The organism is Kluyvera georgiana (genome assembly GCF_050990895.1).
In the GTDB taxonomy this organism is placed as follows: Bacteria; Pseudomonadota; Gammaproteobacteria; order Enterobacterales; family Enterobacteriaceae; genus Kluyvera; species Kluyvera georgiana.
Map to the genome: position 1 here is coordinate 190,941 of NZ_CP158865.1, position 23,994 is coordinate 214,934.

The following is a 23,994-nucleotide window of genomic DNA, read 5'->3' on the forward strand; positions in this document are numbered from 1 at the left end:
CTTATCTTCCCAACCACGGCAGTGGATTGACCGCCTGACCCTGGCGGCGAATTTCGAAATAGAGCGACGGTCTACCCTGACCCCCGCTGTTGCCCACCAGGGCGATCGGCTGCCCGGCACGGACCTGTGTGCCAACGCTGACCAGCGCGCTCTGGTTATACCCGTAGAGGCTCATATCGCCTTTACCGTGCTCGACTACCACGACAAGGCCATAGCCCTGTAGCCAGTCGGCAAGGATGACGCGCCCATCGGCAATGGCTTTGACTTCGGTGCCTTCCGATGCGCTGATGACCATCCCCTTCCAACGTAGCTCACCTTGTAGCTGTTCGCCATAGCGATGCAGCGTTGTCCCGCGAACCGGCCAGTAGGCCTGACCGCGAGGAGCGCCCAGGCCGCCGGTTCGCGCCATCAGTGAACGCTCACTTTCGGAAGGTTTGTAGGTAGTGCCTTTGCGGGTGGCCTCTTGCTGACGGTTACGTACCGCCTCGGCCTCTTTGGCTTCGCGCTCGGCGCGGGCTTTTGCCGCCGCTTCGGCACGCGCAATGCTATTGCGCAGGCGAGATTCGTTCGCCCGTAGCTCGCCAAGCTGTTGCTGGCCCTGCTGAATGGAGGATTCCAGCCCGGAAATCGTCTTCTGGCGCTCGTTACGCGCCGCTTCGAGTTTGGCCTGTTGGGCCTTCTGCTCGTACAGCAGCGTTTGCTGTTCGCTCTGCTTCTCTTCCAGCTCGGTTTTTTGCGCCGCTACGTCTTCGCGGGTTTGCTTGAGCTCGGCGATGGTTTCCTGCCGCGCCTGGTTCAGGTAGCCAAAATAGGCCTGAAGGCGCTGCCCGCGTTGGCTCTCTTCACCGCTGAGAATCAGTTGAATACCGGTATGTTCGCCCTGACGGAACGCGGCATCAAGCTGCGCGGCGAGGTTGCGCTCCTGCATCGCGCGCTGTTTTTCCAGCTTCGCAATGTTGGCATTCATCTCGGTGATTTGCGCATTGAGCTGCGCCAGCGAGTTTTGCGTTTCACGCAGTTGACGCGCGGCGGCGGCGATGGCCTGTTCCTGCGCTTTCAGCTGGGCGAGAAGGGTGGCGCGTTGTTGCTGCTGTTGGCGTACCGCGCGCTCTTTGGCGGCGATATCGGCCTGAATAGACTGGAGCTGCGAGCGGTCGTCCGCGTGGGCGGGCGTGGCGCACAGCAATACGCCAGCGCTGAGCACGCTGGCGTAAAACGTAGACCGAAGCGCTGCCTCGGCCCATTTAATGGAATAGATCGCCTTTCCCCTCATGGGGAAGGATTATTCCACGATGAACAGCGGCTTACCAGTCATCTGTTGCGGGATTTCCATCCCCATCAGCGCCAGCATGGTCGGCGCGATGTCGGAGAGCTTGCCGCCTTCCACCGCTTTGACGGTTTTGTCGCCAACGTAAATCAGCGGAACCGGCAGGCTGGTGTGGGCCGTGTGCGCCTGGCCGGTAGCCGGGTCACGCATCTGCTCGGCGTTACCGTGGTCTGCGGTCACCAGCAGTTGGCCGCCCACTTTCTCGACCGCATGAGTGACTTCATCCAGGCAGTGATCCAGCGCTTCAACGGCCTTCACTGCGGCTTCCATGACGCCGGTATGGCCAACCATATCGCCGTTCGGGTAGTTACAGATGATGGTGTCGTACTTGCCGCTTTCGATGGCCGCAACCAGCTTCTCGGTCAGCTCGGCGGAGCTCATTTCCGGCTGCAGGTCGTAGGTCGCGACTTTCGGGGAGTTGATCAGGATGCGATCTTCGCCTTTGAACGGCTCTTCAACGCCGCCGTTGAAGAAGAAGGTCACGTGCGCGTATTTCTCGGTTTCGGAGATGCGCAGCTGGGTTTTCTCATGCTTCGCCATCCACTCGCCAAAGGTATTTTCCAGAGACGCTGGTGGGTAGGCGCACGGTGCTTTGATGTCTGCCGCATATTCGGTCAGCATGATGAAATCGCCCAGCTTCACTTCTTTGCGGCGCTTGAAGCCGTCGAAGTCAGCGTTAACGAAAGCACGGGTGATTTCACGCGCGCGGTCAGCACGGAAGTTCATGAAGACCAGCGCGTCGCCGTCTTCCATTGCCGCATCGGCCTGGCCGGCTGCACGGATAACGGTGGCTTTCACGAATTCGTCGTTTTCATCGCGAGCGTAGGCAGCTTCCAGCGCGGCAACCGCGGTGTCAGCCTGGAATTCGCCTTTGGCTTCAACCAGCAGGTTGTAAGCTTGTTCAACGCGATCCCAACGGTTGTCACGGTCCATTGCATAGTAACGGCCAATGATGGAGGCTACGCGGCCTTTGCCCAGCGCGGCAAATTTCTCTTCAAATTTCTGCAGGGAACCGTTGGCGCTACGCGGCGGGGTGTCGCGACCGTCGAGGAACGCGTGCAGGTAGATTTTTTCTGCGCCACGTTCAGCGGCCAGTTCTACCATCGCCATGATGTGATCTTCATGGCTGTGAACGCCACCGGCGGACAGCAGACCCATGATGTGTACCGCTTTACCCGCAGCCACCGCTTTGTCTACCGCACCGCACAGCACCGGGTTAGCGAAGAACTGACGATCTTTAATTTCTACGTCAAGACGGGTCAGATCCTGATAGACGATACGGCCCGCGCCCAGGTTAACGTGACCGACTTCGGAGTTACCCATCTGACCGTCTGGCAGACCCACTTCCAGGCCAGAGGCGTGGATCAGGGTATGCGGACGTTTTGCCCACAGCGCGTCCATTACCGGCGTTTTAGCGCTGTAGATAGCGTTATCCTGATGCTCTTCACGGTAGCCGTAGCCATCCAGAATCACCAGTACCATAGGTTTTTTAGAAACCGACATTGCGACAACCTCATGCTCTAAAGACAGAAAATTTGCGTAATTTTACTACAGCTGAATCGATAAAATAACAATGAGAGATCAAAGAAAGCGGGGAGATGCACGAGGAAAAACGCACATTTTCCTCCTTTTTTCCGTAGCACTCCGCAGAAAACGCATTACATCGCGCGCGCTGGCTGTATTTGCGCCACGCCGCAGGTATACTCCTTCCCTGGTTTTTAAACATTACACGTCGGGAGCTGTTACCCCCCATGCAAGAAATTATGCAATTTGTAGGTCGTCACCCTGTCCTGAGCATCGCGTGGATCGCGCTGCTGGCGGCCGTGCTGTTCACCACTTTTAAAGGGCTGATGTCTAAAGTTAAGGTCATCAACCGCGGCGAAGCGACGCGCCTGATCAACAAAGAAGACGCGATTGTCGTTGACCTGCGCCAGCGCGATGATTTCCGTAAAGGCCACATTGCCGGTTCCCTGAACCTGCTGCCGAACGAAATCAAAGCCAACAACGTCGGCGAACTGGAAAAACACAAAGACAAACCGGTGATTGTGACCGACGGCACGGGTATGCAGGCGACGGATTCCGCCACCGCGCTGCTGAAAGCCGGTTTTGAAAAAGTATTCGTACTGAAAGAAGGTATTGCTGGCTGGAGCGGTGAAAACCTGCCTCTGGTTCGCGGCAAATAATTCCCTGCTCGTTCATCGGGTGAAGTCAGGAGAGCTGTCATGGCGAAGATTGAAATCTATACCAAAGCAACATGCCCTTATTGCCATCGTGCAAAAGCGCTGCTGTCTGAAAAAGGCGTCGCCTTTGAGGAACTGCCTATCGACGGTAACGCTGAGAAGCGCGAAGAGATGATTCAGCGCAGCGGCCGCACGACGGTTCCGCAGATTTTTATTGATGCACAGCACATTGGCGGCTGCGACGACTTGTATGCGCTTGATGCGCGTGGTGGACTTGATCCCCTGCTGCGCTAATGCTTCGCGTTCACGCCTGCAGAGGCAGGCGTGAAGCGTACCGCTTTTTTTAAGGACAACACGAAAGGGTTTTTTACACATGTCAGAACAAAACAACGCAGAAATGGCTTTCCAGATTCAGCGCATCTATACCAAAGACGTTTCCTTTGAAGCGCCGAATGCACCGCATGTTTTCCAGAAAGATTGGCAGCCAGAGGTTAAACTTGATCTTGATACCGCTTCCAACCAACTGGCTGAAGGTGTGTATGAAGTGGTGCTGCGTGTCACCGTAACGGCGACGCTGGGCGAAGAGACCGCATTCCTGTGTGAAACTCAGCAGGCGGGTATCTTCTCCATCGAAGGTATCGAAGGGACTCAGATGGCTCATTGCCTGGGTGCATACTGCCCGAACATCCTGTTCCCGTATGCGCGTGAATGCATCACCAGCCTGGTTTCCCGTGGGACTTTCCCACAGCTGAACCTTGCGCCGGTTAACTTTGATGCGCTGTTCATGAACTATCTGCAGCAGCAGGCTGGCGAAGGTGCAGAACAACATCAGGATGCCTGATGAACGCACTTAATGCTTCAATGACTGTGATCGGTGCCGGCTCTTACGGCACCGCTCTTGCCATCACCGTGGCAAGAAACGGCCACCAGGTCGTACTCTGGGGCCACGATCCCAAACATGTCGCGACGCTACAGCACGATCGCTGCAACGCGGCATTCCTTCCCGACGTTCCGTTCCCGGATTCGCTCCACCTGGAAAGCGACTTAGCGACCGCGCTGGCCGCCAGCCGCGATATTCTGGTGGTGGTGCCAAGTCACGTGTTCGGCGACGTACTGCGTCAGATGAAACCGCTGCTGCGTCCCGATGCGCGCCTTTTATGGGCGACGAAAGGGCTGGAGGCTGAAACCGGCCGCCTGCTGCAGGATGTGGCGCGCGAAGCGCTGGGTGACGAGATCCCGCTGGCGGTGATTTCTGGCCCAACGTTTGCCAAAGAGCTGGCGGCTGGTTTGCCGACGGCGATTTCGCTGGCGGCGACGGACCCGGTCTTTGCCGACGATTTGCAGCAGCTGTTGCACTGCGGCAAAAGCTTCCGCGTCTACAGCAACCCGGATTTCATCGGCGTCCAGCTGGGCGGTGCGGTGAAAAACGTGATTGCGATTGGCGCGGGCATCTCCGACGGCATTGGCTTTGGTGCCAACGCGCGTACGGCGCTGATCACCCGTGGCCTGACCGAAATGTCGCGCCTGGGCGTGGCGCTGGGCGCTGATCCGGTGACCTTTATGGGCATGGCGGGGCTTGGTGATTTAGTGCTGACCTGTACCGACAACCAGTCGCGCAACCGTCGTTTCGGCATGGCGCTGGGCAAAGGGGCGCAGGTTCAGGAAGCGCAGGACAGTATTGGCCAGGTGGTCGAAGGTTACCGTAATACCAAAGAAGTCCGCGAGTTGGCGCACCGTGTAGGTGTCGAAATGCCAATAACCGAGGAAATTTATCAGGTATTATATTGCGGAAAAAACGCGCGCGAGGCAGCATTGACCTTATTAGGTCGTGCACGCAAGGATGAGCATAGCGGCAATTAATCGCAGGAAACCTTTGTCATCCCGACGATCCGGCAAGCGCAGACTTGCCGATCGTTCCAATATGTCTGGAGTAAGCAATGTCGTGTGAAGAACTGGAAATTGTCTGGAACAATATTAAAGCGGAAGCCAGGGCTCTGGCGGACTGTGAGCCTATGCTCGCCAGTTTTTATCATGCGACCTTACTCAAACACGAAAACCTCGGCAGTGCTTTAAGCTACATGCTTGCCAACAAGCTGGCTTCTCCGATTATGCCTGCTATCGCGATTCGCGAAGTGGTGGAAGAGGCCTACGCCGCCGACCCGGAAATGATCTCCTCCGCCGCCTGCGATATTCAGGCCGTGCGTACGCGTGACCCGGCGGTCGACAAATATTCAACCCCGCTGCTGTACCTGAAGGGCTTCCACGCTCTACAGGCTTATCGTATTGGCCACTGGCTGTGGGGGCAGGGGCGTCGCGCATTGGCGATTTTCCTGCAAAATCAGGTATCCGTATCTTTCCAGGTGGATATTCACCCGGCGGCCAAAATTGGCCGCGGCATCATGCTCGACCACGCGACCGGAATCGTGGTGGGGGAAACGGCGGTGATTGAAAACGACGTCTCTATCCTGCAGTCCGTCACTCTCGGCGGTACCGGGAAAACCAGCGGTGACCGTCACCCGAAAATTCGCGAAGGCGTGATGATTGGCGCCGGAGCGAAGATCCTCGGCAATATTGAAGTGGGGCGCGGCGCGAAGATCGGCGCGGGCTCAGTGGTCCTGCAGCCGGTTCCGCCGCACACTACCGCCGCAGGTGTCCCGGCGCGTATCGTCGGCAAGCCGGAGTCGGATAAACCGGCGATGGATATGGACCAGCACTTCAACGGTATTAACCACGGCTTTGAATACGGCGACGGGATTTAGGGCCTTGCCCGGTGGCGCTGCGCTTACCGGGCCTACCAAACCGTAGGCCGGATAAGGCGTAGCCGCCATCCGGCAAATATCAGCTACGCAATACGGCGCCCGGATACCCCAGCTGGCGCCACGCCTCATACACCACCACCGACACCGCGTTCGACAGGTTCATGCTGCGGCTGTCCGGCATCATTGGAATACGAATTTTTTGCTCCGGCGGCAGGGCGTCCAGAATGGTCGCGGGCAGTCCACGGGTTTCCGGCCCAAACATCAGATAGTCACCGTCCTGATAGCTCACCGCGCTATGTGCGGGCGTCCCTTTGGTGGTCAGGGCAAACAGGCGCTGCGGGTTTTCGCTCTCAACAAAGGCGGCGTAATTGGCATGGCGCGTGACGGCGGTGAACTCGTGGTAGTCCAGTCCGGCGCGGCGCAGGCGTTTATCGTCCCAGGCAAAGCCCATCGGTTCGATGATATGCAGACGGAAGCCGGTGTTGGCGCACAGACGGATGATGTTCCCGGTATTGGGCGGGATTTCAGGTTCGAATAAAACGATGTTAAGCATGCTGCCCCCTTGGATTGCGGGGGGCAGGATAGCAGAATTTGCGAAAACCCTCACCCGAACAGCGTACGGCGTTTCGTACGGGGAGAGGGTTAGGGTGAGGGGAAAAACTGCACGGACTTACGCCGCGCTCCCCTGCTTAACTACCTGAAACGCCTGCGTCACTTCCGCACTTTGCACCAGAGAATCACGGCTAATCTCTTTAATCGACTTCGCCCCGGTCAGCGTCATCGCCACCTTCATCTCTTTCTCAACCAGATTCAGCAGGTTAGCCACGCCAGCCTGGCCGTGCGTGGCGAGCGCATACAGATACGCGCGGCCTAACAGTACGCTGTCTGCCCCCAGTGCAATCATCCGCACCACGTCGAGGCCGTTACGGATACCGCTATCGGCCAGGATCGTGATATCACCTTTCACCGCGTCGGCAATCGCCGGCAGCGCGCGGGCGGAGGATAGCACGCCGTCGAGCTGGCGGCCGCCGTGGTTGGAGACGACGATCCCGTCAGCACCGAAGCGTACCGCATCTCGGGCATCTTCCGGGTCGAGGATCCCTTTGATCACCATCGGGCCATCCCAGAATTCGCGGATCCACTCCAGGTCTTTCCACGAGATGGACGGATCGAAGTTATTCGCCAGCCAGCCGATGTAATCTTCCAGACCGGTTGGTTTGCCAAGGTAGGTTGAGATATTGCCTAAGTCGTGCGGGCGACCGTTCAGGCCCACGTCCCACGCCCACTGCGGATGGGTGGCTGCTTGCCAGTAGCGACGCACGGCGGCATTTGGGCCGCTCATGCCGGAGTGGGCATCGCGGTAGCGCGCGCCGGGAGTGGGCATATCAACGGTAAAGACTAGCGTTGAGCAGCCCGCCGCTTTGGCGCGCTCCAGCGCATTACGCATAAAGCCGCGATCGCGCAGCACGTACAGCTGAAACCACATCGGGCGTTTGATGGTTGGTGCCACTTCTTCAATCGGGCAGACCGACACGGTGGAAAGGGTAAACGGAATACCTTTGGCATCGGCAGCAGCGGCGGCCTGCACTTCACCGCGACGAGCATACATGCCGCACAGGCCAACCGGCGCCAGGGCCACCGGCATAGAAAGCTGCTCTTTAAACAGCGTGGTTTCGAGGCTCAGATCGGACATGTTTCTTAGGATGCGCTGGCGCAGCGCCACATCTGACAGGTCTTCCACGTTGCGGCGCAGGGTGTGTTCCGCATACGCGCCACCGTCAATATAGTGGAACAAGAACGGCGGCAGAATGCGCTGGGCGGCGGCGCGATAATCGCTTGCGGCGGAAATAATCATGCTTTTTTCTCCCTGGAAATATCAGTGTGGTCGTCGGGCAGGCGGGTGCTCCGCGCCTGGCGGGCCAGGTCTTCATCAAAACGTTTAATGGTGGTGTGAACGAAACCGAGGTGTGCCATCATCGCCTGACGTGCGCCTTCGGCATCACCGGCGGTAATGGCATCGAGAATGGCCAGATGCTGCTCGGTCAGCTTCGCAAAGACCGGCGGCACCAGATACATACGTTCGCGGCTTTGGATCACCGACGATTGCAACAGATCAAAAAAACCGCGCATGGTTTGTAGCAGCACCACGTTATGAGATGCTTCGGCGATGGCCAGATGGAAACGAACGTCGGCCTGCGAGGCGAGGTCCGGGTCATCGCTCTGGGTGGCTTCAAAGCACAGGCGGATTTTTTCTTTATCGGCATCGGTCGCGCGCATCGCGGCATACCAGGCGGTGCTGGCTTCAATGGCGTGGCGAGCTTCGAGGATATCAAAGCTGTAGTCCGGATCATCGGCCAGCAGCGTTTTCAGCGGCTGCACAATATTCTGCTCAGACCAACCTTCATGCTGCCAGCGCACGAAGGTGCCGCCGCCGCGACGGCTAAGCAGCAATCCTTCGCTCACCAGCTTCGCCAGCGCTTCGCGCAGCGAGTTGCGCGAGACGCCAAGCTGGGCTGCCAGCTTTCTTTCGGCGGGCAAACGCATGCCCGCCTCCAGCTGTTGTTCTTCAATCAATGCCCGCACGCGGCAGGCGACATCGTCTGACAGACGTTTGGGCAGTGTTATCACGGAATCATCCAGGTTAAGACGTAAGCCTGCAGCGTAGTGATGACGCCCACCATGCAGGTGAAGATCAGGCTGTGTTTCACGGTAAAGCGGAACAGGTCGGACTCTTTGCCCACCAGGCCCACCGCCGCGCAGGCAATGGCGATGGACTGCGGTGAAATCATCTTCCCGGTCACGCCACCGGTGGTGTTAGCGGCAACCAGCAGCACGTCCGACACGCCAATCTGCTGCGCGGCGGTAGCCTGAAGCGCAGCGAACAGCGCGTTGGAGGAGGTGTCTGAACCGGTCAGGAACACGCCGAGCCAACCGAGGAACGGCGAGAAGAAGGTGAACGCGTGACCGGTATGCGCCAGCGCCAGTGCCAGCGTTGACGACAGGCCGGAGTAGTTCGAGATAAAGGCGAATGCCAGCACCATGCCGATGGAGTAAATCGGTAACGCCAGCTCTTTCAGCGTAGAGCCGAAGGTGCTGATGGCATCTTTTGGCTTCATGCGCAGCCAGACGATAGAGAGCAGGGCGGCAAAGAGGATCGCGGTGCCGGTTGCCGACAGCCAGTCGAACTTATAGACCGCCGCGTAGGCCGTGGCCTGACTCACTACCGGCGGCATACGGGCAACCAGCTTGTCGAGATACGGAACCGAAACGTTAATCACCAGATCGTACAGCGCGCCGCCCGGGGCGAACAGCGCCTTAAACGGTGGAATACTCCACAGGGTGACGGTGGCGGTCAGGAACAGGAACGGTGACCAGGCGCGAACGATCTGCCCGGCAGTGTAGCCGGTACGCGCCAGGTTCATATCAACCTGGGACGCGCCCATATCGGCAAAGCGGAAAATACGTACCGGCTGCCAGCGCTTGAGGAACAGCGTCAGGCACACCAGCGACACCAGTGAGGAGATGATGTCCGGTAGCTCAGGGCCCAGGAAGTTAGAGCTCAGGTACTGGGCGATAGCAAACGAACCGCCAGCCACCATGACTGCGGGCCAGGTCTCCTTGATACCGCGCCAGCCGTCCATAATCGCCATGATCCAGAACAGCACGATAATGGTCAGGAACGGCAGCTGACGGCCAACCATCTGGCCGATTTCAAAGCTATCCAGCCCGGTCACCTGCCCGGCCACCAGAATCGGAATGCCCATCGCGCCAAACGCCACCGGTGCAGTATTGACGATCAGGCACAGACCCGCGGCGTAGAGAGGGTTAAAGCCCAGACCCACCAGCAGCGCGGCGGTAATCGCTACCGGTGCGCCAAAGCCAGCGGCCCCTTCGAGAAAGGCGCCGAAGGAGAAGCCGACAATCAGCATCTGTAAACGTTGGTCCGGGGTAATGGAAAGAATCGACGAGCGAATAATGTCGAATTGCCCGGTCCTCACCGAAATTTTGTAGACAAAAACGGCGGCGATAATAATCCAGGCGATAGGCCACAGACCGTAGAAGAAGCCGTACACCACTGACGCCAGCGCTCGGTCGACCGGCATTTTGTAGAACAGCAACGCGACGGCAAGGGCGATGAATACCGTCCAACTGGCCGCGACGTAGCCCTTCAACTTGAGCTTAATCAGCGCGAAGAAGAAGAACAGGATAGGGAGTGAGGCAATCAGGCTTGAAAGCCAGATATTCCCGGCCGGATCGTAGTTTTGTTGCCAGAGGCTCATGCAGGTCTCCAGGGGGCCACACGTACCGGTCGGCGGTGAGTCTGTGCTCATCTCTGCGTCACAGTTTGTGTAAAATTGGCCCTGCCAATAGGGTGGTGTAGGGATAATGACAATGAATGGTTAATCAAATGTTACTGCGTAGCAATGTGTTTGTGACGTTAAATGATGGAATTGTGAATTACCAGAGCTTTGGTTGTGAAATTGGTTGGGCCAATTTGAGGGGGAGGGAGAAGATAAGCAAAACCTTCTCCCGGGCGGGAGAAGGTTCAAGGCGGGGTATCAGAACTCGCTCTTTGCGAATCCGGTCATCACCTGCAGGCCCATTTCACGGCCAAGCGCCGTCATTGGGTGAACCACCACCAGGCCGCGGACGCTTTTCTTCAGCTTACCCATGTCGGCCTGTTCTTTTTTGGTGATTGGACGGCTGAAGCCCATTTTGGCCAGCTTCTGCGCCTCTTTGCTCAGCTTCTGCGTATGCACTTCACGCAGGCGAGCGATTTCGGTTTCGAGCTTGGTTTTTTCTTCTTCCAGCTCGGCATATTTTTCTGCGCTCTCGACCAGAGACAGACCTGCCTGCTGGTGGCGGATGGCGTCGAGCAGATCGCTCAGACGTTTGATTTCATTTTTCTCGATTTCTTTCATCTTGCTGATATCTGATAACAAAATAGACGTAATAGCGCTTAGTATGCGCGTTGTCGCTCATTTCTGGTAGTTAATTATACAAAATAAGGTAGTTTCTTCGGGCGATTATAAGTAGCTAATTAATGTAACGTTATGAATAGTATTGTTATTTCATAAAATAGTTAAGTTGATCGCTTTTTTGAAAATGAGTGGCGAAGAACCGCACATTTTCCTCAACCCTTCGCGCCAGGATTATCCATGCTTAGAGAAAGGTCTTAACGAGGGAGAGCGACGATGAGCAAAATGGGAGAGAACGTACCGCAAATCATTGATAAGGCGGTAGACTTTATGGCCTCCAGCCAGGCGTTTATGGAGTATCTGCAAAAGCGACCGTATTCAGACCGGGTTCCCGCCGATATTCCCGAGGATAAAGCCGAGATGTTCCGGGTGCGATTAGCCCATTATCGTAACCTTTATCGCCCGGTGGATACGCCGAAAAAGTAACATAAAAATCGGCGTAGTGACGCCAATTTAACGACTTCCCCTGCTGGTGATACATTGTGTACAACCAGCGTTTTTTGCTGCCTGTCTCTCCTGGTAAAAATTCCCCGCCGCAGGATGGCGAAAACGGCCATTGCGCATTATTTTCATATTATCAGCCATAAGCGTCTCGGCTGCCTGCAATTAAAAAAAACCAACTAAGCGTGAATCTGGGGCAGATATGTTTCTAAACTATTTTGCGTTGGGCGTGCTGATCTTTGTTTTCCTGGTCCTGTTTTACGGGATCATCATGATTCATGATATTCCCTATACCATTGCGAAAAAACGTCATCATCCCCACGCCGATGCTATTCATACTGCCGGCTGGGTCAGTCTGTTTACGCTGCATGTTATCTGGCCGTTTTTATGGATCTGGGCCACCCTCTACCAGCCCGAACGCGGCTGGGGCATGCAGTCACATATAAAATCTTCAGAACCCGCGCCAGCAGCGGATGACACGCTCGTACAGCTTTCTCGCCGGGTCGCTGAGCTGGAGCAAAAACTGGCGGAAATATCCCCCTCAGTCGACACGACAACGCCGGAGCAATAATCATGGATCTGTTGATTGTATTAACTTACGTGGCGCTTGCGTGGGCGGTATTTAAAATCTTCCGTATTCCCGTTAACCAATGGACGTTAGCCACCGCCGCGCTGGGCGGTATATTTTTGGTTAGCGGGCTTATTTTATTAATGAACTATAACCACCCGTATACCTATACCGCGCAAAAGGCGGTGATCTCAATTCCGATTACGCCGCAGGTCACCGGCGTGGTCAGTGAAGTGACGGATAAAAATAACCAACTGATTAAAAAGGGTGAGGTGCTGTTTAAGATTGACCCGACGCGTTATCAGGCGCGAGTCGACCGACTACAGGCCGATCTGGTGACAGCCACACATAGCGTCCAGACGCTGAAAGCTCAACTGTCCGAAGCGCAGGCCAATACCACCCGCGTTTCCGCCGAGCGGGATCGGTTGTATAAGGATTACCAACGCTATCTGAAAGGCAGTCAGGCGCGGGTAAACCCCTTCTCGGAAAGCGATATCGATAATGCCCGGCAGAACTATCTGGCGCAGGATGCGATGGTTAAAGGGTCGATTGCCGAGCAGTCGCAGATTCAGAGCCAGTTAGACAGCATGGTCAACGGCGAACAGTCGCAAATTGTCAGCCTGCGCGCACAGCTGTCGGAGGCCAAATATAACCTCGACCAGACCATCGTCCGCGCGCCAAGCGACGGATACGCCACTCAGGTGCTCATTCGTCCTGGCACCTATGCTGCCGCGCTGCCGCTGCGTCCGGTCATGGTGTTTATCCCTGAACAGAAACGGCAGATTGTTGCTCAATTCCGTCAGAACTCGCTGCTGCGCCTGGAGGCGGGTGATGATGCGGAAGTGGTGTTTAACGCGCTGCCGGGGCAGGTGTTCCACGGCAAGCTGGCGAGCATTTTACCCGTGGTGCCCGGCGGCTCATATCAGGCGCAGGGCGCGCTACAGTCGCTGAGCGTGGTGCCGGGAACGGACGGCGTGATGGCGTTGATTGATCTCGATCCGAACGCCGATGTGGATTCCCTGCCCGACGGTATTTATGCCCAGGTGGCGGTCTATTCCGACCATTTCGCCCACGTGTCGGTGATGCGTAAAGTGCTGCTGCGCATGACCAGCTGGATGCATTATCTCTACCTGGATCACTAGGACGACAAAATCCAGAGGGCGAATGTCGCTGCCTGAGCCATACTGATAGTTTTGTTGGCGCAAAGGAGATGAGAATGAAACTGGTCGGCAGCTACACGAGCCCATTTGTCCGCAAGATATCGGTCCTGTTACTGGAAAAGGGGATCGCCTTCGACTTTATCAACGAGCAGCCATATAGCGCCGACACCGGCGTGGCGCAGTACACGCCGCTGGGAAAAGTGCCCGCGCTGGTCACCGACGACGGCGAATGCTGGTACGACTCGCCGATTATCGCGCAGTACATTGAGCTGCTGGGCGTCGCGCCGCAGATGGTGCCGTCCGATCCGCAGCAGGCGTTGAGAATCCGTCAGCTGGAAGCGCTGGCGGACGGCATTATGGACGCCGGGCTGGCTTCGGTGCGCGAGCAGGCGCGTCCGGCGGCGCAGCAGTCGGAAGAGGAAGTGCTGCGTCAGCGTGAAAAAATCAGCCGCAGTCTTGATGCGCTGGAAGGCTACCTCAACGACGGTACGCTGAAGACGGATGAACTCAACCTGGCGACCATCGCCATCGCCTGTGCTATCGGCTACCTCAACTTCCGCCGCATTGCGCCGGGCTGGTGTGTCGACCGTCCGCAGCTGGTGAAACTGGCCGAAACGTTGTTCCTGCGCGAAAGCTTTGCCCGTACCGAACCGCCAAAGGCTTGATTGAACGCTATAACGCAGCGGCGCAGTCCATTGTACAATCCCTTCCTATGAACTCCCTCTCCCGTCGGGAGGGGTAACATTTAACCGTCAGGCCTATTCATGACTACCGATACCCGTTCGCTCTACAGCCAGCTTCCAGCAACCGATCGCCTGCTTCGCGATCCTGCATTCGCCCGTTTACTTGATGTCCATGGCCATTCGCAGGTGGTGGAACAGCTCCGCCAGATGCAGGATGAGGCGCGGCTAAACATTCGCGAACAGCAGGCGCTGCCCCAGTGGAGCGACAACTGGGCGCAGGAGACGGCGCGACGTTTGAGTCTCGACGCGCAGAGCGCGCTGCGCCCGGTGATTAACCTGACGGGCACCGTGCTGCATACCAATCTGGGGCGCGCGCAGCAGGCGCAGTCGGCGATTGATGCGGTGAGCCAGGCGATGCGCGATCCGGTGACGCTGGAGTACGACCTGGATGGTGCCGCGCGCGGGCACCGCGACCGGGCGTTGGCCGACCTGCTGTGCCGCTTAACCGGCGCGGAAGATGCCTGTATCGTGAATAACAATGCCGCGGCGGTGCTGCTGATGCTGGCGGCGACGGCGGCGGGCAAAGAAGTGGTGGTATCGCGGGGCGAGCTGGTGGAGATTGGCGGGGCGTTCCGCATTCCCGACGTGATGCGTCAGGCGGGCTGCGTGCTGCATGAAGTCGGCACCACCAACCGCACACATGCCAAAGACTATCGTCAGGCGGTGAACGATAACACCGCGCTGCTGATGAAGGTGCACACCAGTAACTACAGTATTGAAGGCTTTACGAAGTCGGTGGAGGAGGCCGAGCTGGCGGAAATTGGCCGCGAGCTGGGTGTACCGGTGGTGGCGGATCTCGGCAGCGGTTCGCTGGTGGATCTCAGCCGTTACGGGCTGCCGAAAGAACCGATGCCGCAGGAGATGATTGCCGCAGGCGTCAGCCTGGTGAGTTTCTCCGGCGACAAACTGTTGGGCGGCCCGCAGGCCGGGATCATTGTCGGCACCAAAGCGCTAGTCGCCCAGCTTCAGCAGCATCCGCTGAAGCGCGCGCTGCGCGCCGATAAAATGACGCTGGCGGCGCTGGAAGCAACGCTGCGGTTGTACCTGCATCCGGAAAAACTGGCGGCAGAGCTGCCCACGCTGCGCCTGCTGAGCCGCAGCGCACAAGACATTAACCAGCAGGCGCTGCGTCTTTGCGAACCGCTGGCCGCGCGCTACGACGACGAGTTTGCCGTTCAGGTCATGCCATGCGCGTCGCAAATCGGCAGCGGATCGCTACCTTCGGAAAGCCTGCCCAGCGCGGCTATTGCATTTACACCACTCGATGGTCGCGGCAGCCGCCTTGATGCGCTGGCTAACCGCTGGCGCAGCCTGCCCGTTCCGATCATTGGCCGAATTTATGATGGGCGTTTGTGGCTGGATCTACGCTGCCTTGAAGATGAATCCCGTTTCCTGGAGATGTTGCTGAAATGATTATTGCCACCGCCGGTCACGTCGACCACGGCAAAACCACGCTGCTACAGGCGATTACCGGCATCAATGCCGACCGCCTGCCGGAAGAAAAATCCCGCGGTATGACTATCGATCTGGGCTACGCCTACTGGCCGCAGCCGGACGGTCGCGTGCTGGGCTTTATCGACGTACCGGGGCATGAAAAATTCCTCTCCAATATGCTGGCGGGCGTGGGCGGCATCGACCATGCGCTGCTGGTGGTGGCGTGCGATGACGGCGTGATGGCGCAGACCCGCGAGCATCTGGCGATTCTCCAGTTAACGGGTAACCCGACGCTGACGGTGGCATTAACCAAAGTCGATCGCGTCGATGCGGCACGAATCGACGACGTTCGTCGCGAAATCCTTAACGTTCTGCGTGAGTATGGTTTTGAGCAGGCTACCTTATTTGAAACGGCGGCGACGGCGGATATCGGTATTGAAGCGCTGCGCGACCATCTGCGCCAGCTGGCTGCCCGCGAGCACCCGCAACATCAGCGTTTTCGTCTGGCTATCGACCGCGCCTTTACCGTGAAGGGCGCGGGCCTGGTGGTGACCGGGACGGCGCTCTCGGGCGACGTGCGGGTTGGGGACACCCTGTGGTTGACGGGGATAGGCACACCGATGCGCGTGCGCGGGCTGCATGCGCAGAATCAGCCGGTTGAGCGGGCGCACGGCGGGCAGCGTATTGCGTTAAATATCGTTGGCGCAGCGGAAAAGGGCGATATCAGCCGCGGCGACTGGCTGCTGACAGAAGCACCGCCGGAGGCCGTTGAGCGAGTCATTGTTGAGCTACACAGCCATATTCCGCTTGCCCAGTGGCAGCCGCTGCATATACACCATGCTGCCAGCCATATCACTGGCCGCGTGTCGCTGCTGGAAAATAATCTTGCGGAACTGGTCCTCGACACGCCGCTGTGGCTGGCGGATAACGATCGGCTGGTGCTGCGCGATATCTCCGCAAAGGTCACCCTGGCCGGCGCGCGCGTGGTGACGCTGAACTCGCCGCGTCGCGGTAAGCGTAAGCCGGAGTATCTGGCGTGGATTGCCGCGCTGGCGCTGGCGAAAACAGACGCTCAGGCGCTGGCGGTACATCTCTCTCGCGACGCGGTGAAGCTACGAGACTTTGGTTGGGCGCGCCAGCTGAGCACGCAGGGGCTGGAACAACTGATTGCCCAACCGGGCTTTATCCTCGCTGGCGACTGCCTGCTGGATGCGCCGCTGGCGGCACGCTGGCAGCGTAAACTGCTCGACGCGCTGGCGCTTTATCACGAGCAGCATAAAGATGAGCCCGGACCGGGGCGTGAACGCCTGCGTCGTATTGCACTGCCAATGGAAGATGAAGCGCTGGTACTCACTTTAATTGAGCAAATGCGCGAAAGCGGCGTTATCGCCAGCCACCACGGCTGGCTGCACCTGCCGGACCATAAGGCTGGGTTCACGGATGAACAGTTGGCTATCTGGCAGAAAGTTGCTCCACTGTTTGCCGATGAGCCGTGGTGGGTGCGCGATCTGGCGACGCAAACCGGGACGGATGAGAATATGATGCGCGGCGTTTTACGACTGGCGGCACAGCAGGGAATGATTACCGCCATTGTGAAGGACCGCTATTATCGTAACGACCGCATCGTGGCGTTCGCCAGCATGATTCGCGAACTCGATCTGGAAAAAGGATCCACCTGCGCGGCGGATTTCCGCGACAAATTGAACGTTGGCCGCAAGCTGGCAATTCAAATTCTGGAATATTTCAATCGCATAGGCTTTACGCGCCGCCGCGGTAATGACCACTTATTGCGCGATGCGTTGCTGTTTCCAGACAATAAAAATTAACAATTGATTGAGAAAACATATTTAATTAAACAATTAAATATATTTATCACTATAAATCGCGACATTGACAACAAAATGACGCGATTTTTATTTTTTATGCGGATGAAAGTGCTATCTGGATCGTGTTTTAAGGGTGGGTAATGCTATAGCCTCGTGAGCCTGCTTATTAAATAAAGGAACTATCATGACTGCATCAACTTTCTTCATCCCTTCAGTGAACGTGATTGGTAACGGCGCCTTAAAAGACGCGATGAATACCATGAAAGACTATGGCTATCGCCGTGCTCTGATTGTCACTGATGCAGTTCTGAACAAGCTGGATGTGGCGGCGGACATCCAAAAACGCCTGCAGGAATATGACATTCTGAGCGTGGTATTCGACGGTACGCATCCGAACCCGACGACCGTTAACGTGGAAGAAGGCCTGGAAATGCTGCGCGCTAATGACTGCGACTGCGTCATTTCTCTGGGCGGCGGCTCCCCGCACGACTGCGCGAAGGGGATCGCGCTGGTTGCGTCCAACGGCGGCGATATTCGTGACTATGAAGGCGTTGACCGTTCTGCTAAACCGCAGCTGCCGATGATCGCTATCAACACTACGGCGGGCACAGCGTCTGAAATGACCCGTTTCTGCATCATCACCGACGTCACGCGTCATATTAAAATGGCGATCGTCGACAAGCACGTGACCCCGGTACTGTCCGTCAACGACTCTTCCCTGATGGAAGGCATGCCGAAGGGACTGACCGCTGCGACCGGTATGGATGCGCTGACCCACGCGATCGAAGCCTATGTGTCTATCGCGGCCACGCCGATTACCGACGCCTGTGCGTTAAAAGCGATCACCATGATTATCGATAACCTGCCGACCGCGGTTGAAAACGGCAGCAACAGCGAAGCGCGTGAAGCGATGGCCTACGCCCAGTTCCTGGCGGGTATGGCGTTCAACAACGCCTCACTGGGTTACGTCCACGCGATGGCGCACCAGTTGGGCGGTTTCTACGATCTGCCGCACGGTGTGTGCAACGCGGTCCTGCTGCCGCACGTGCAGGTGTTCAACAGCAAAGTCGCGGCCGCACGTCTGCGTGACTGTGCGCAGGCTATGCGTATCGACGTCAGCGCGATGAGCGATGAACAGGGCGCGAATGCGTGTATCGACGCGATTCGTAAACTGGCGCGTCAGGTGAACATCCCGGCGGGGCTGCGTGACCTGAACGTGAAAGAAGAAGATATCCCGGTTCTGGCGACCAATGCGCTGAAAGACGCGTGCGGTTTCACCAACCCGATCCAGGCGACGCACGAAGAGATTATGGCGATTTTCCGCGCGGCCATGTAATTCCGCTTTGGCGGTGAAAAAAGCAGAACGCTTGCGTTCTGCTTTTTTTATGCTTGTGACTCGCCCTGAAAGGGGGCGACGCGTAGCGTCAGCTCGCGAAACAGCCCGTAAACCCACCAGGAGCGCATTCAATGCCGCCTGAGGCAAACGGCTAAATTGCCTCAGGCAGATGACAAAAACGGCATATCTCCCTTGTCTGATCAAAGCGTAACCGTATGCCGCTCTGGCACTCTTAAGGTTTACCAACCGTCACGGAGAGGGGTATGAACCCGTTTATTGTCGCTGATTCCTTAAAGTGTATTGGCTGCCGGACCTGCGAAGTGGCCTGCGTGGTGGCGCATCAGGAGCAGCAGGCCTGTGCGACCGTTTCGCGTGAGGCCTTTTTACCCCGTATTTGCGTGGTGAAGGGTGACGCTTTCTCAACGGCGGTGGCGTGTCATCAGTGCGAAGACGCACCGTGCGGTAATGTTTGCCCTACGGGAGCGATAACCCGTGAAAAGGATATGATTCGGGTCGATCAGGCGCGCTGTATTGGCTGCAAGAGCTGCATGCTGGCGTGTCCGTTTGGGGCAATGACCGTGGCCGTCCAGCAGGCACGGCCACAGGCGATTAAGTGCGATTTGTGCCGCCATCGCGAAGAGGGGCCAGCCTGTGTGGCCGCCTGCCCGACGGGGGCGCTGGCCTGTATTGATGTTGGCCAGCTTGCCGCATCGCGTTTAATGTAGGTTATTGAAGTTCCAGCTGAAGGTCAGGCTATAGCGCCATTCACGGCTGCGCGTGTCGGTTGGCATATCACCGACCGGTCGCGCAGCTTCGACCGTGACGCTGTAGTGTTTGTTGTCGCCAACCATCACCCCGGTTGCTACCGATGCCAGCCGCTGATGCGGTAACCCCGGCGCGTTGAACCAGGTTTGCGCGGTATCGGCCAGTACGTAAGGCTGTACGGTGGCAATCCACGTGCTCTCCTTACGTTGATGCAGATAACGCAACTCAAGCTGGCCGCCATAACCGTAGTCACCGCTGGCTTCGCCGTCCTGGTAGCCGCGGCCAAAGCGCTGGGCACCAAAGCTGATACGTTCGGGCTCGGGCAAATCGTTATCTGACCAATCGCCTTCCAGTGAGGTGGAGAGACGCCATGTATCCGTGATCATCCACGCCGCATCGATATTGCTTTTCCATAGCGTAAACGAAAGGTCGTTGCCTTGCACCGGCGCGGCGTCGGCAAGCGAAGAGGCATTAATCCCCTGGCGCAACGTCAGCTTGCCGTTGATGCTGGCACGGTCGAAGGCCTGAAAGCCGTTCATTCCGAGTTCGAGGGCCGGGTAGCGCACATGTGATTTTTGCGTCACGCTGCCCAACGCTTGATCGTTGACGACGGCGAGGATGTGGTTGTCGTTACGGCGGTCGGTGTAATCCACCCCGCCGTTAATATTGAACTGCCGTTTGCCGGTTAAGATCACCGGATAGCTGAACATCGCGCCACCGTTGTATTGGGTGGTTTTCTGGCGCGATTCTAAATAGCCATCGGAGAAGTTCAGCAGGCGCGAGTAGTCGCGAGGATCCTCGCGATAAAAGCTGCCCTTGAGCTGCATCATCAGCCCTTCGTCCGTCAGGAACTGTTGATAGTTCAACCCAAGATAGGATTTGCGCGTTGAGCTATCGAGCGGAATCAACGTGGCGACCCCCAATTGATCGCCGTAGCTGGTTAAATTGCTGAGTGAGCCGTTCACGAACGCCATATTCTGGCTGCGACGGGTGTCGATGGTTGAAGATATGTCCCAGATATGCGGCTGCATACTGACGGCCTGCATCGCCGCTGCGCCGTAGATATTCTGCGGCAGCTGAGCATTCGCGTCGACGGTCACGCCCGGCGTGCGTGTCATCAGTTGGGTATAGCGGTCGAAGGTGGCCTGGGTCAGCGGTTTTTCCGCCATGATTTTTGCCGCCAGACGTTTCAGGCGTTCGGCGATATTGGGGTTATTACTCTTAATATCGCTGTGGGCGACGTAGCCTTCGACAAGAACAATCTTGAGCGTACCGTCCTGGAAGTTGTCATCCGGAAGCCAGGCATAAGAGAGTGGGTAACCGTCGGCGCGATAGCGCAGCGTAATATCGTTAACCAGACCAATCAGCGTTTTTAGCGGAACTTGTTTATGTGCGTAGGGGACAAAAGGACGTAATAACTCTTTTAATGGATATACTGTACCGCCAATAAATTGAATATGATCGACTTTAATCAGTGTTTCAGGCGTTAATTTATTTTTGGGCACGCTAACGCTTAAACCTGGCGCGGCGGCTGCGGGGGCCTGCGGTGTGCTGTTTTGTTCTGCTTTGGCCGGGTTATTCGGGTCAATCAATGCGGGTAATGTGTCTGCTCTGGCAATATTAAGCAGAACGACCCCCGATAGCGCATAAACCAGGGTAGTTTTCATGACGCATTCCTTGTGTATTTTATTGTGCAAGGATGATTCTTGTTATTCTGCTGAAAAACGTGCCCCCATTGCGGGGGCACGGAAGGCATTAATAAATATATAGCTTATTTTTTTGTCGTTAACCCGCTGAGTAGGCCGCTTAAACCACCTAAAGTACCGCTGCTGGTTCCTGTGCTGGTTGTGCTACCGCTTGTTGAACCTGCATTGGTGGTTGTGCTCACGTTCAGACTACCCGTGACATTAGCCAGCAGGCCGCCGCTGGTTCCGGTACTGGTGCCGGTTGGTTTTACCAGACCACCGGCATCGGTCACGATATTACCGACGCTGGAGACAACCTGGCCTACGCCGCTCAGCGTTGGAGAGGTGGTGCCAACCTGGCTTCCCACACCGCTCACTGTCGTCCCGACTTGAGTCAGTAACCCGTTAACCGGGGTGCCCAAACCTGTAGCGGTCCCCACACCTTGGGTTACGCCCTGTACACCGGACAGTGTATTATTCACCACCGAGGTCACGCCGGTGGTTGTGGCGGTTACGCCCGGGCTTTGCAGTGTACTCGTCAACCCGGTCCCCGTGCCGCTCACGATCTGTCCTGCGCTGTTGACGACGTTGCCTACCACGCCGGTCACGCCCGCGACCGGCGTCCCGGAGGTGCTTGATGACAGGCCGGTACCTACGTTGGATACCGTGTTACCCAGCACGGTGACAGTGCTTGTTGTACCCTGCAATGTGGTTCCCACGCCGTTAGTATTTGAGGAATTACCTATACCATTAGTGACGCCGGTTCCTAGCGTATCGACAGCGTTACCCACGCCGCTCACCGTGGTCGAAATCGTTGAGGTCACCGGATTATTGCCGGTTGTGGTAGTCAGTTGGCTTCCCAGGCCGCTTAAGGTATCGCCTACGCCGGAAACCGCTTTGCCAGTATCGCCAACGATGCTGCTCACCGAGTTATTTGCCGTCGTGCCACCACCGTTGCTGCCGCCATCGCCGCCGCCATCACCACCACCATCCCCACCACCATCACCGCCGCCAGAGCCGCTGCCCTGGGTGCTGCCGTTTTTAGCCGTTGAATGAGAGCCCCCGCCGCTACCGCTACAGGCGGAGAGTGAGAATGCAATAAGAACCGCCATAGCAATAATGCTTAAATGGCTAACGTTTTTAGAGTTCATAACCATACTCCACCAGTTAAAACGCCGAGTGCGTATTAATCAGTGTAAGTAGAAAATAAAGCCTTGCATGGTGCGTTTCTTTTCATACGAAAGGCTGAATAAATCCGATTTTATTTAGGGATAAACAAAGTCTGCTATGTAAAATAATATGCGCTTATGAAACATGCTGTTACTTGTTTTTTAACACGTTAAGCCGGAGTGAATATTAGTGTTGAATGTTTAGTCGTAATGAAATGGCGCTTTAAATTGGGAGTAATCTGAGCGAGGAAGGGGGTAAAACTTTTTGGTGTTCGTTTTTAAAATAACAACTGAGTTCACAGAATATATCGGCCTCTAATACTAGAGGCCGATATATTGTATATTATTAATGTTCGCGCCAGGCTAAATCAATTTCTTCAGCAAGGATTTTCACCCCGGCTTCAATTTTGTCTGGATCCGGCACATAGTTCATACGCATGCATTGGTGAGTGTGTTCCCATGGCTTATCCAGACCCGGGAAGAAGAAATCCCCAGGCACCATCAGCACGCCGCGTTTTTTCAGGCGCTGGTAGAGTGTCTCGGTGGTGATCGGCAGATCTTTAAACCATAGCCACAGGAAAATCGCGCCTTCCGGTTTGTGGATCAGGCAACGCTCTTCCGGCAAATAGCGGCGAATAGTGGCGATGGTTTCCTGCACGCGCTGGTAGTAAAACGGCTTGATAACGGTATTCGACAGGCGCAGCAGATCGCGGCGCTTGATCATCTCGCACATGATCGCTGGGCCAATCCCGCCAGGAGCGAGGCTGATAATGCCGTTCATGTTGCTGATGGCAGTGATAATTTTTTCATCGGCGATGATGATGCCGCAGCGGCTACCCGGCAGGCCAAGTTTAGACAGGCTCATGCACAGCACGATATTCGGATTCCACAGCGGTGTCGCTTCGCTGAAAATAATGCCCGGGAAGGGGACCCCGTAGGCATTATCGATAACCAGCGGCACGCCGTGCTGATGCGCAAGCGCATCCAACTGTTTCAGTTCATCATCGGTGATGACGTTCCCCGTCGGGTTGGTCGGGCGTGACACGCAGATCATCCCGGTATCTTTGCCGATCGGCAGATTTTCGAAATCGACGTGATACTTAAACTGGCCCTCCGGTAGCAGCTCAATATGGGGGCGAGTTGAAACGAAAAGGTCGTCTTCTAACCCCGAGTCGGCATAGCCAATATACTCGGGTGTGAGTGGGAACAGGACCTTACGAGTGGTACCGTCGGCACGACGGCCAGCAAACAGGTTGAACAAGTAGAAAAACGCGCTTTGGCTGCCGTTTGTTAGTGCAATATTCTGTGGTGCAATATCCCAACCTAATTCATTACGCAGCATATCGGCCAACGCGACCAGCAGTTCGTTTTTCCCCTGCGGACCGTCGTAATTGCACAGCGCTTCAGAGACTTTGCCGCTTTCCAGCATCTCCGCCAGTAGATGCTTAAAATAGCTATTCATCTCTGGAATCTGGGCCGGGTTACCGCCGCCAAGCATGATGGCGCCAGGGGTGCGTAAACCGTCGTTGAGGTCTTCCATCAGGCGGGTAATGCCTGAATGGCGGGTGAATTTGTCGCCGAAAAGTGAAAATGTCATAGCCGGATTTCTATTGCTTGTTCTG

General features: G+C 56.6%; 23 protein-coding genes. 13 read left to right on the plus strand and 10 right to left on the minus strand.

Annotated features, from left to right (window positions below):
• Nucleotide 1: 1 nt before the first annotated feature.
• Entirely contained in the window at nucleotides 2–1,273 is a 1,272-nt protein-coding gene (envC, locus tag ABTW00_RS00945; RefSeq protein ID WP_065357216.1) for a murein hydrolase activator EnvC, read from the minus strand.
• 9 nt (nucleotides 1,274–1,282) lie between these two features.
• Nucleotides 1,283–2,830 carry a 2,3-bisphosphoglycerate-independent phosphoglycerate mutase gene (gpmM, locus tag ABTW00_RS00950; protein WP_064541032.1) on the minus strand — a complete coding sequence of 516 codons (1,548 nt, stop codon included), beginning with the start codon at nucleotides 2,828–2,830 and terminating at the stop codon, nucleotides 1,283–1,285.
• Between the two features lie 248 nt (nucleotides 2,831–3,078).
• Here gpmM and ABTW00_RS00955 point away from each other — a divergent pair, with 248 nt between their 5' ends.
• The 5 genes from ABTW00_RS00955 to cysE all read left to right on the plus strand — a co-directional run bounded on the left by ABTW00_RS00955 (nucleotide 3,079) and on the right by cysE (nucleotide 6,266).
• Nucleotides 3,079–3,510, plus strand: coding sequence for a rhodanese-like domain-containing protein (locus tag ABTW00_RS00955; protein WP_064541035.1), 432 nt, complete (start codon nucleotides 3,079–3,081; stop codon nucleotides 3,508–3,510).
• A 39-nt stretch (nucleotides 3,511–3,549) separates the two neighbouring features.
• The gene (grxC, locus tag ABTW00_RS00960) at nucleotides 3,550–3,801 is read left to right on the plus strand and encodes a glutaredoxin 3 (RefSeq protein WP_064541038.1); all 252 of its coding nucleotides are present in this window, start codon (nucleotides 3,550–3,552) and stop codon (nucleotides 3,799–3,801) included.
• 79 nt (nucleotides 3,802–3,880) lie between these two features.
• Nucleotides 3,881–4,348, plus strand: coding sequence for a protein-export chaperone SecB (gene secB, locus ABTW00_RS00965; RefSeq protein ID WP_064541041.1), 468 nt, complete (start codon nucleotides 3,881–3,883; stop codon nucleotides 4,346–4,348).
• The gene (gpsA, locus tag ABTW00_RS00970; protein ID WP_064541044.1) at nucleotides 4,348–5,367 is read left to right on the plus strand and encodes an NAD(P)H-dependent glycerol-3-phosphate dehydrogenase; all 1,020 of its coding nucleotides are present in this window, start codon (nucleotides 4,348–4,350) and stop codon (nucleotides 5,365–5,367) included. The genes secB and gpsA overlap by 1 nt, the downstream gene beginning before the upstream one ends.
• Before the next feature lie 77 nt (nucleotides 5,368–5,444).
• A complete protein-coding gene (gene cysE, locus ABTW00_RS00975; RefSeq protein ID WP_433638248.1) occupies nucleotides 5,445–6,266 on the plus strand; it encodes a serine O-acetyltransferase in 822 nt (273 codons plus the stop codon).
• Between the two features lie 79 nt (nucleotides 6,267–6,345).
• Here the strand turns inward: cysE and trmL are convergent, their stop codons facing one another.
• From trmL to ABTW00_RS01000, 5 genes are all read right to left on the minus strand, one after another.
• Nucleotides 6,346–6,819: a tRNA (uridine(34)/cytosine(34)/5-carboxymethylaminomethyluridine(34)-2'-O)-methyltransferase TrmL gene (trmL, locus tag ABTW00_RS00980; protein ID WP_064541047.1), complete on the minus strand. Its 474-nt coding sequence runs from the start codon at nucleotides 6,817–6,819 to the stop codon at nucleotides 6,346–6,348.
• Between the two features lie 117 nt (nucleotides 6,820–6,936).
• Nucleotides 6,937–8,121 carry an FMN-dependent L-lactate dehydrogenase LldD gene (gene lldD, locus ABTW00_RS00985; RefSeq protein WP_433638252.1) on the minus strand — a complete coding sequence of 395 codons (1,185 nt, stop codon included), beginning with the start codon at nucleotides 8,119–8,121 and terminating at the stop codon, nucleotides 6,937–6,939.
• Entirely contained in the window at nucleotides 8,118–8,894 is a 777-nt protein-coding gene (lldR, locus tag ABTW00_RS00990; protein WP_271446699.1) for a transcriptional regulator LldR, read from the minus strand. Before lldR ends, lldD begins: the two co-directional genes overlap by 4 nt.
• Entirely contained in the window at nucleotides 8,891–10,546 is a 1,656-nt protein-coding gene (gene lldP, locus ABTW00_RS00995; RefSeq protein WP_433638256.1) for an L-lactate permease, read from the minus strand. Before lldP ends, lldR begins: the two co-directional genes overlap by 4 nt.
• Nucleotides 10,547–10,825: 279 nt before the next feature.
• Nucleotides 10,826–11,188, minus strand: coding sequence for a YibL family ribosome-associated protein (locus tag ABTW00_RS01000; protein WP_064541058.1), 363 nt, complete (start codon nucleotides 11,186–11,188; stop codon nucleotides 10,826–10,828).
• Nucleotides 11,189–11,461: 273 nt separating this feature from the next.
• Between ABTW00_RS01000 and ABTW00_RS01005 the strand changes: the two genes are divergently transcribed.
• The 8 genes from ABTW00_RS01005 (at nucleotide 11,462) to ABTW00_RS01040 (ending at nucleotide 19,478) form a co-directional block, all read left to right on the plus strand.
• Nucleotides 11,462–11,671: a hypothetical protein gene (locus ABTW00_RS01005; RefSeq protein WP_064541061.1), complete on the plus strand. Its 210-nt coding sequence runs from the start codon at nucleotides 11,462–11,464 to the stop codon at nucleotides 11,669–11,671.
• Nucleotides 11,672–11,888: 217 nt separating this feature from the next.
• Nucleotides 11,889–12,257: a DUF3302 domain-containing protein gene (locus ABTW00_RS01010; protein WP_065357259.1), complete on the plus strand. Its 369-nt coding sequence runs from the start codon at nucleotides 11,889–11,891 to the stop codon at nucleotides 12,255–12,257.
• A gap of 2 nt (nucleotides 12,258–12,259) precedes the next feature.
• A complete protein-coding gene (locus ABTW00_RS01015; protein ID WP_064541068.1) occupies nucleotides 12,260–13,396 on the plus strand; it encodes an HlyD family secretion protein in 1,137 nt (378 codons plus the stop codon).
• Nucleotides 13,397–13,470: 74 nt separating this feature from the next.
• A complete protein-coding gene (locus tag ABTW00_RS01020; RefSeq protein WP_065357210.1) occupies nucleotides 13,471–14,079 on the plus strand; it encodes a glutathione S-transferase in 609 nt (202 codons plus the stop codon).
• Nucleotides 14,080–14,178: 99 nt separating this feature from the next.
• Entirely contained in the window at nucleotides 14,179–15,570 is a 1,392-nt protein-coding gene (gene selA, locus ABTW00_RS01025; protein WP_433638260.1) for an L-seryl-tRNA(Sec) selenium transferase, read from the plus strand.
• The gene (selB, locus tag ABTW00_RS01030) at nucleotides 15,567–17,417 is read left to right on the plus strand and encodes a selenocysteine-specific translation elongation factor (RefSeq protein ID WP_433638262.1); all 1,851 of its coding nucleotides are present in this window, start codon (nucleotides 15,567–15,569) and stop codon (nucleotides 17,415–17,417) included. The genes selA and selB overlap by 4 nt, the downstream gene beginning before the upstream one ends.
• A 184-nt stretch (nucleotides 17,418–17,601) precedes the next feature.
• Nucleotides 17,602–18,753, plus strand: coding sequence for an L-threonine dehydrogenase (gene yiaY / locus ABTW00_RS01035; RefSeq protein WP_433638264.1), 1,152 nt, complete (start codon nucleotides 17,602–17,604; stop codon nucleotides 18,751–18,753).
• Nucleotides 18,754–19,016: 263 nt separating this feature from the next.
• Nucleotides 19,017–19,478: a 4Fe-4S binding protein gene (locus ABTW00_RS01040; RefSeq protein ID WP_433638266.1), complete on the plus strand. Its 462-nt coding sequence runs from the start codon at nucleotides 19,017–19,019 to the stop codon at nucleotides 19,476–19,478.
• Here ABTW00_RS01040 and ABTW00_RS01045 read toward each other — a convergent pair.
• From ABTW00_RS01045 to avtA, 3 genes are all read right to left on the minus strand, one after another.
• Nucleotides 19,470–21,185: a ShlB/FhaC/HecB family hemolysin secretion/activation protein gene (locus ABTW00_RS01045; protein WP_433638268.1), complete on the minus strand. Its 1,716-nt coding sequence runs from the start codon at nucleotides 21,183–21,185 to the stop codon at nucleotides 19,470–19,472. The genes ABTW00_RS01040 and ABTW00_RS01045 overlap by 9 nt on opposite strands.
• A 104-nt stretch (nucleotides 21,186–21,289) precedes the next feature.
• Nucleotides 21,290–22,354: a collagen-like triple helix repeat-containing protein gene (locus tag ABTW00_RS01050; protein ID WP_064541087.1), complete on the minus strand. Its 1,065-nt coding sequence runs from the start codon at nucleotides 22,352–22,354 to the stop codon at nucleotides 21,290–21,292.
• Nucleotides 22,355–22,718: 364 nt separating this feature from the next.
• Complete coding sequence (avtA, locus tag ABTW00_RS01055) at nucleotides 22,719–23,969, minus strand: valine--pyruvate transaminase (RefSeq protein ID WP_433638272.1); 1,251 nt, start codon at nucleotides 23,967–23,969, stop codon at nucleotides 22,719–22,721.
• Nucleotides 23,970–23,994 lie beyond the last annotated feature (25 nt).

Coding starts and splice junctions, on each gene's coding strand:
- envC (WP_065357216.1), bottom strand. CDS start 1,273: ATGAGGGGAAAGGCGATCTATTCCATTAAATGGGCCGAGGCAGCGCTT.
- gpmM (WP_064541032.1), bottom strand. CDS start 2,830: ATGTCGGTTTCTAAAAAACCTATGGTACTGGTGATTCTGGATGGCTAC.
- ABTW00_RS00955 (WP_064541035.1), top strand. CDS start 3,079: ATGCAAGAAATTATGCAATTTGTAGGTCGTCACCCTGTCCTGAGCATC.
- grxC (WP_064541038.1), top strand. CDS start 3,550: ATGGCGAAGATTGAAATCTATACCAAAGCAACATGCCCTTATTGCCAT.
- secB (WP_064541041.1), top strand. CDS start 3,881: ATGTCAGAACAAAACAACGCAGAAATGGCTTTCCAGATTCAGCGCATC.
- gpsA (WP_064541044.1), top strand. CDS start 4,348: ATGAACGCACTTAATGCTTCAATGACTGTGATCGGTGCCGGCTCTTAC.
- cysE (WP_433638248.1), top strand. CDS start 5,445: ATGTCGTGTGAAGAACTGGAAATTGTCTGGAACAATATTAAAGCGGAA.
- trmL (WP_064541047.1), bottom strand. CDS start 6,819: ATGCTTAACATCGTTTTATTCGAACCTGAAATCCCGCCCAATACCGGG.
- lldD (WP_433638252.1), bottom strand. CDS start 8,121: ATGATTATTTCCGCCGCAAGCGATTATCGCGCCGCCGCCCAGCGCATT.
- lldP (WP_433638256.1), bottom strand. CDS start 10,546: ATGAGCCTCTGGCAACAAAACTACGATCCGGCCGGGAATATCTGGCTT.
- ABTW00_RS01000 (WP_064541058.1), bottom strand. CDS start 11,188: ATGAAAGAAATCGAGAAAAATGAAATCAAACGTCTGAGCGATCTGCTC.
- ABTW00_RS01005 (WP_064541061.1), top strand. CDS start 11,462: ATGAGCAAAATGGGAGAGAACGTACCGCAAATCATTGATAAGGCGGTA.
- ABTW00_RS01010 (WP_065357259.1), top strand. CDS start 11,889: ATGTTTCTAAACTATTTTGCGTTGGGCGTGCTGATCTTTGTTTTCCTG.
- ABTW00_RS01015 (WP_064541068.1), top strand. CDS start 12,260: ATGGATCTGTTGATTGTATTAACTTACGTGGCGCTTGCGTGGGCGGTA.
- ABTW00_RS01020 (WP_065357210.1), top strand. CDS start 13,471: ATGAAACTGGTCGGCAGCTACACGAGCCCATTTGTCCGCAAGATATCG.
- selA (WP_433638260.1), top strand. CDS start 14,179: ATGACTACCGATACCCGTTCGCTCTACAGCCAGCTTCCAGCAACCGAT.
- selB (WP_433638262.1), top strand. CDS start 15,567: ATGATTATTGCCACCGCCGGTCACGTCGACCACGGCAAAACCACGCTG.
- yiaY (WP_433638264.1), top strand. CDS start 17,602: ATGACTGCATCAACTTTCTTCATCCCTTCAGTGAACGTGATTGGTAAC.
- ABTW00_RS01040 (WP_433638266.1), top strand. CDS start 19,017: ATGAACCCGTTTATTGTCGCTGATTCCTTAAAGTGTATTGGCTGCCGG.
- ABTW00_RS01045 (WP_433638268.1), bottom strand. CDS start 21,185: ATGAAAACTACCCTGGTTTATGCGCTATCGGGGGTCGTTCTGCTTAAT.
- ABTW00_RS01050 (WP_064541087.1), bottom strand. CDS start 22,354: ATGAACTCTAAAAACGTTAGCCATTTAAGCATTATTGCTATGGCGGTT.
- avtA (WP_433638272.1), bottom strand. CDS start 23,969: ATGACATTTTCACTTTTCGGCGACAAATTCACCCGCCATTCAGGCATT.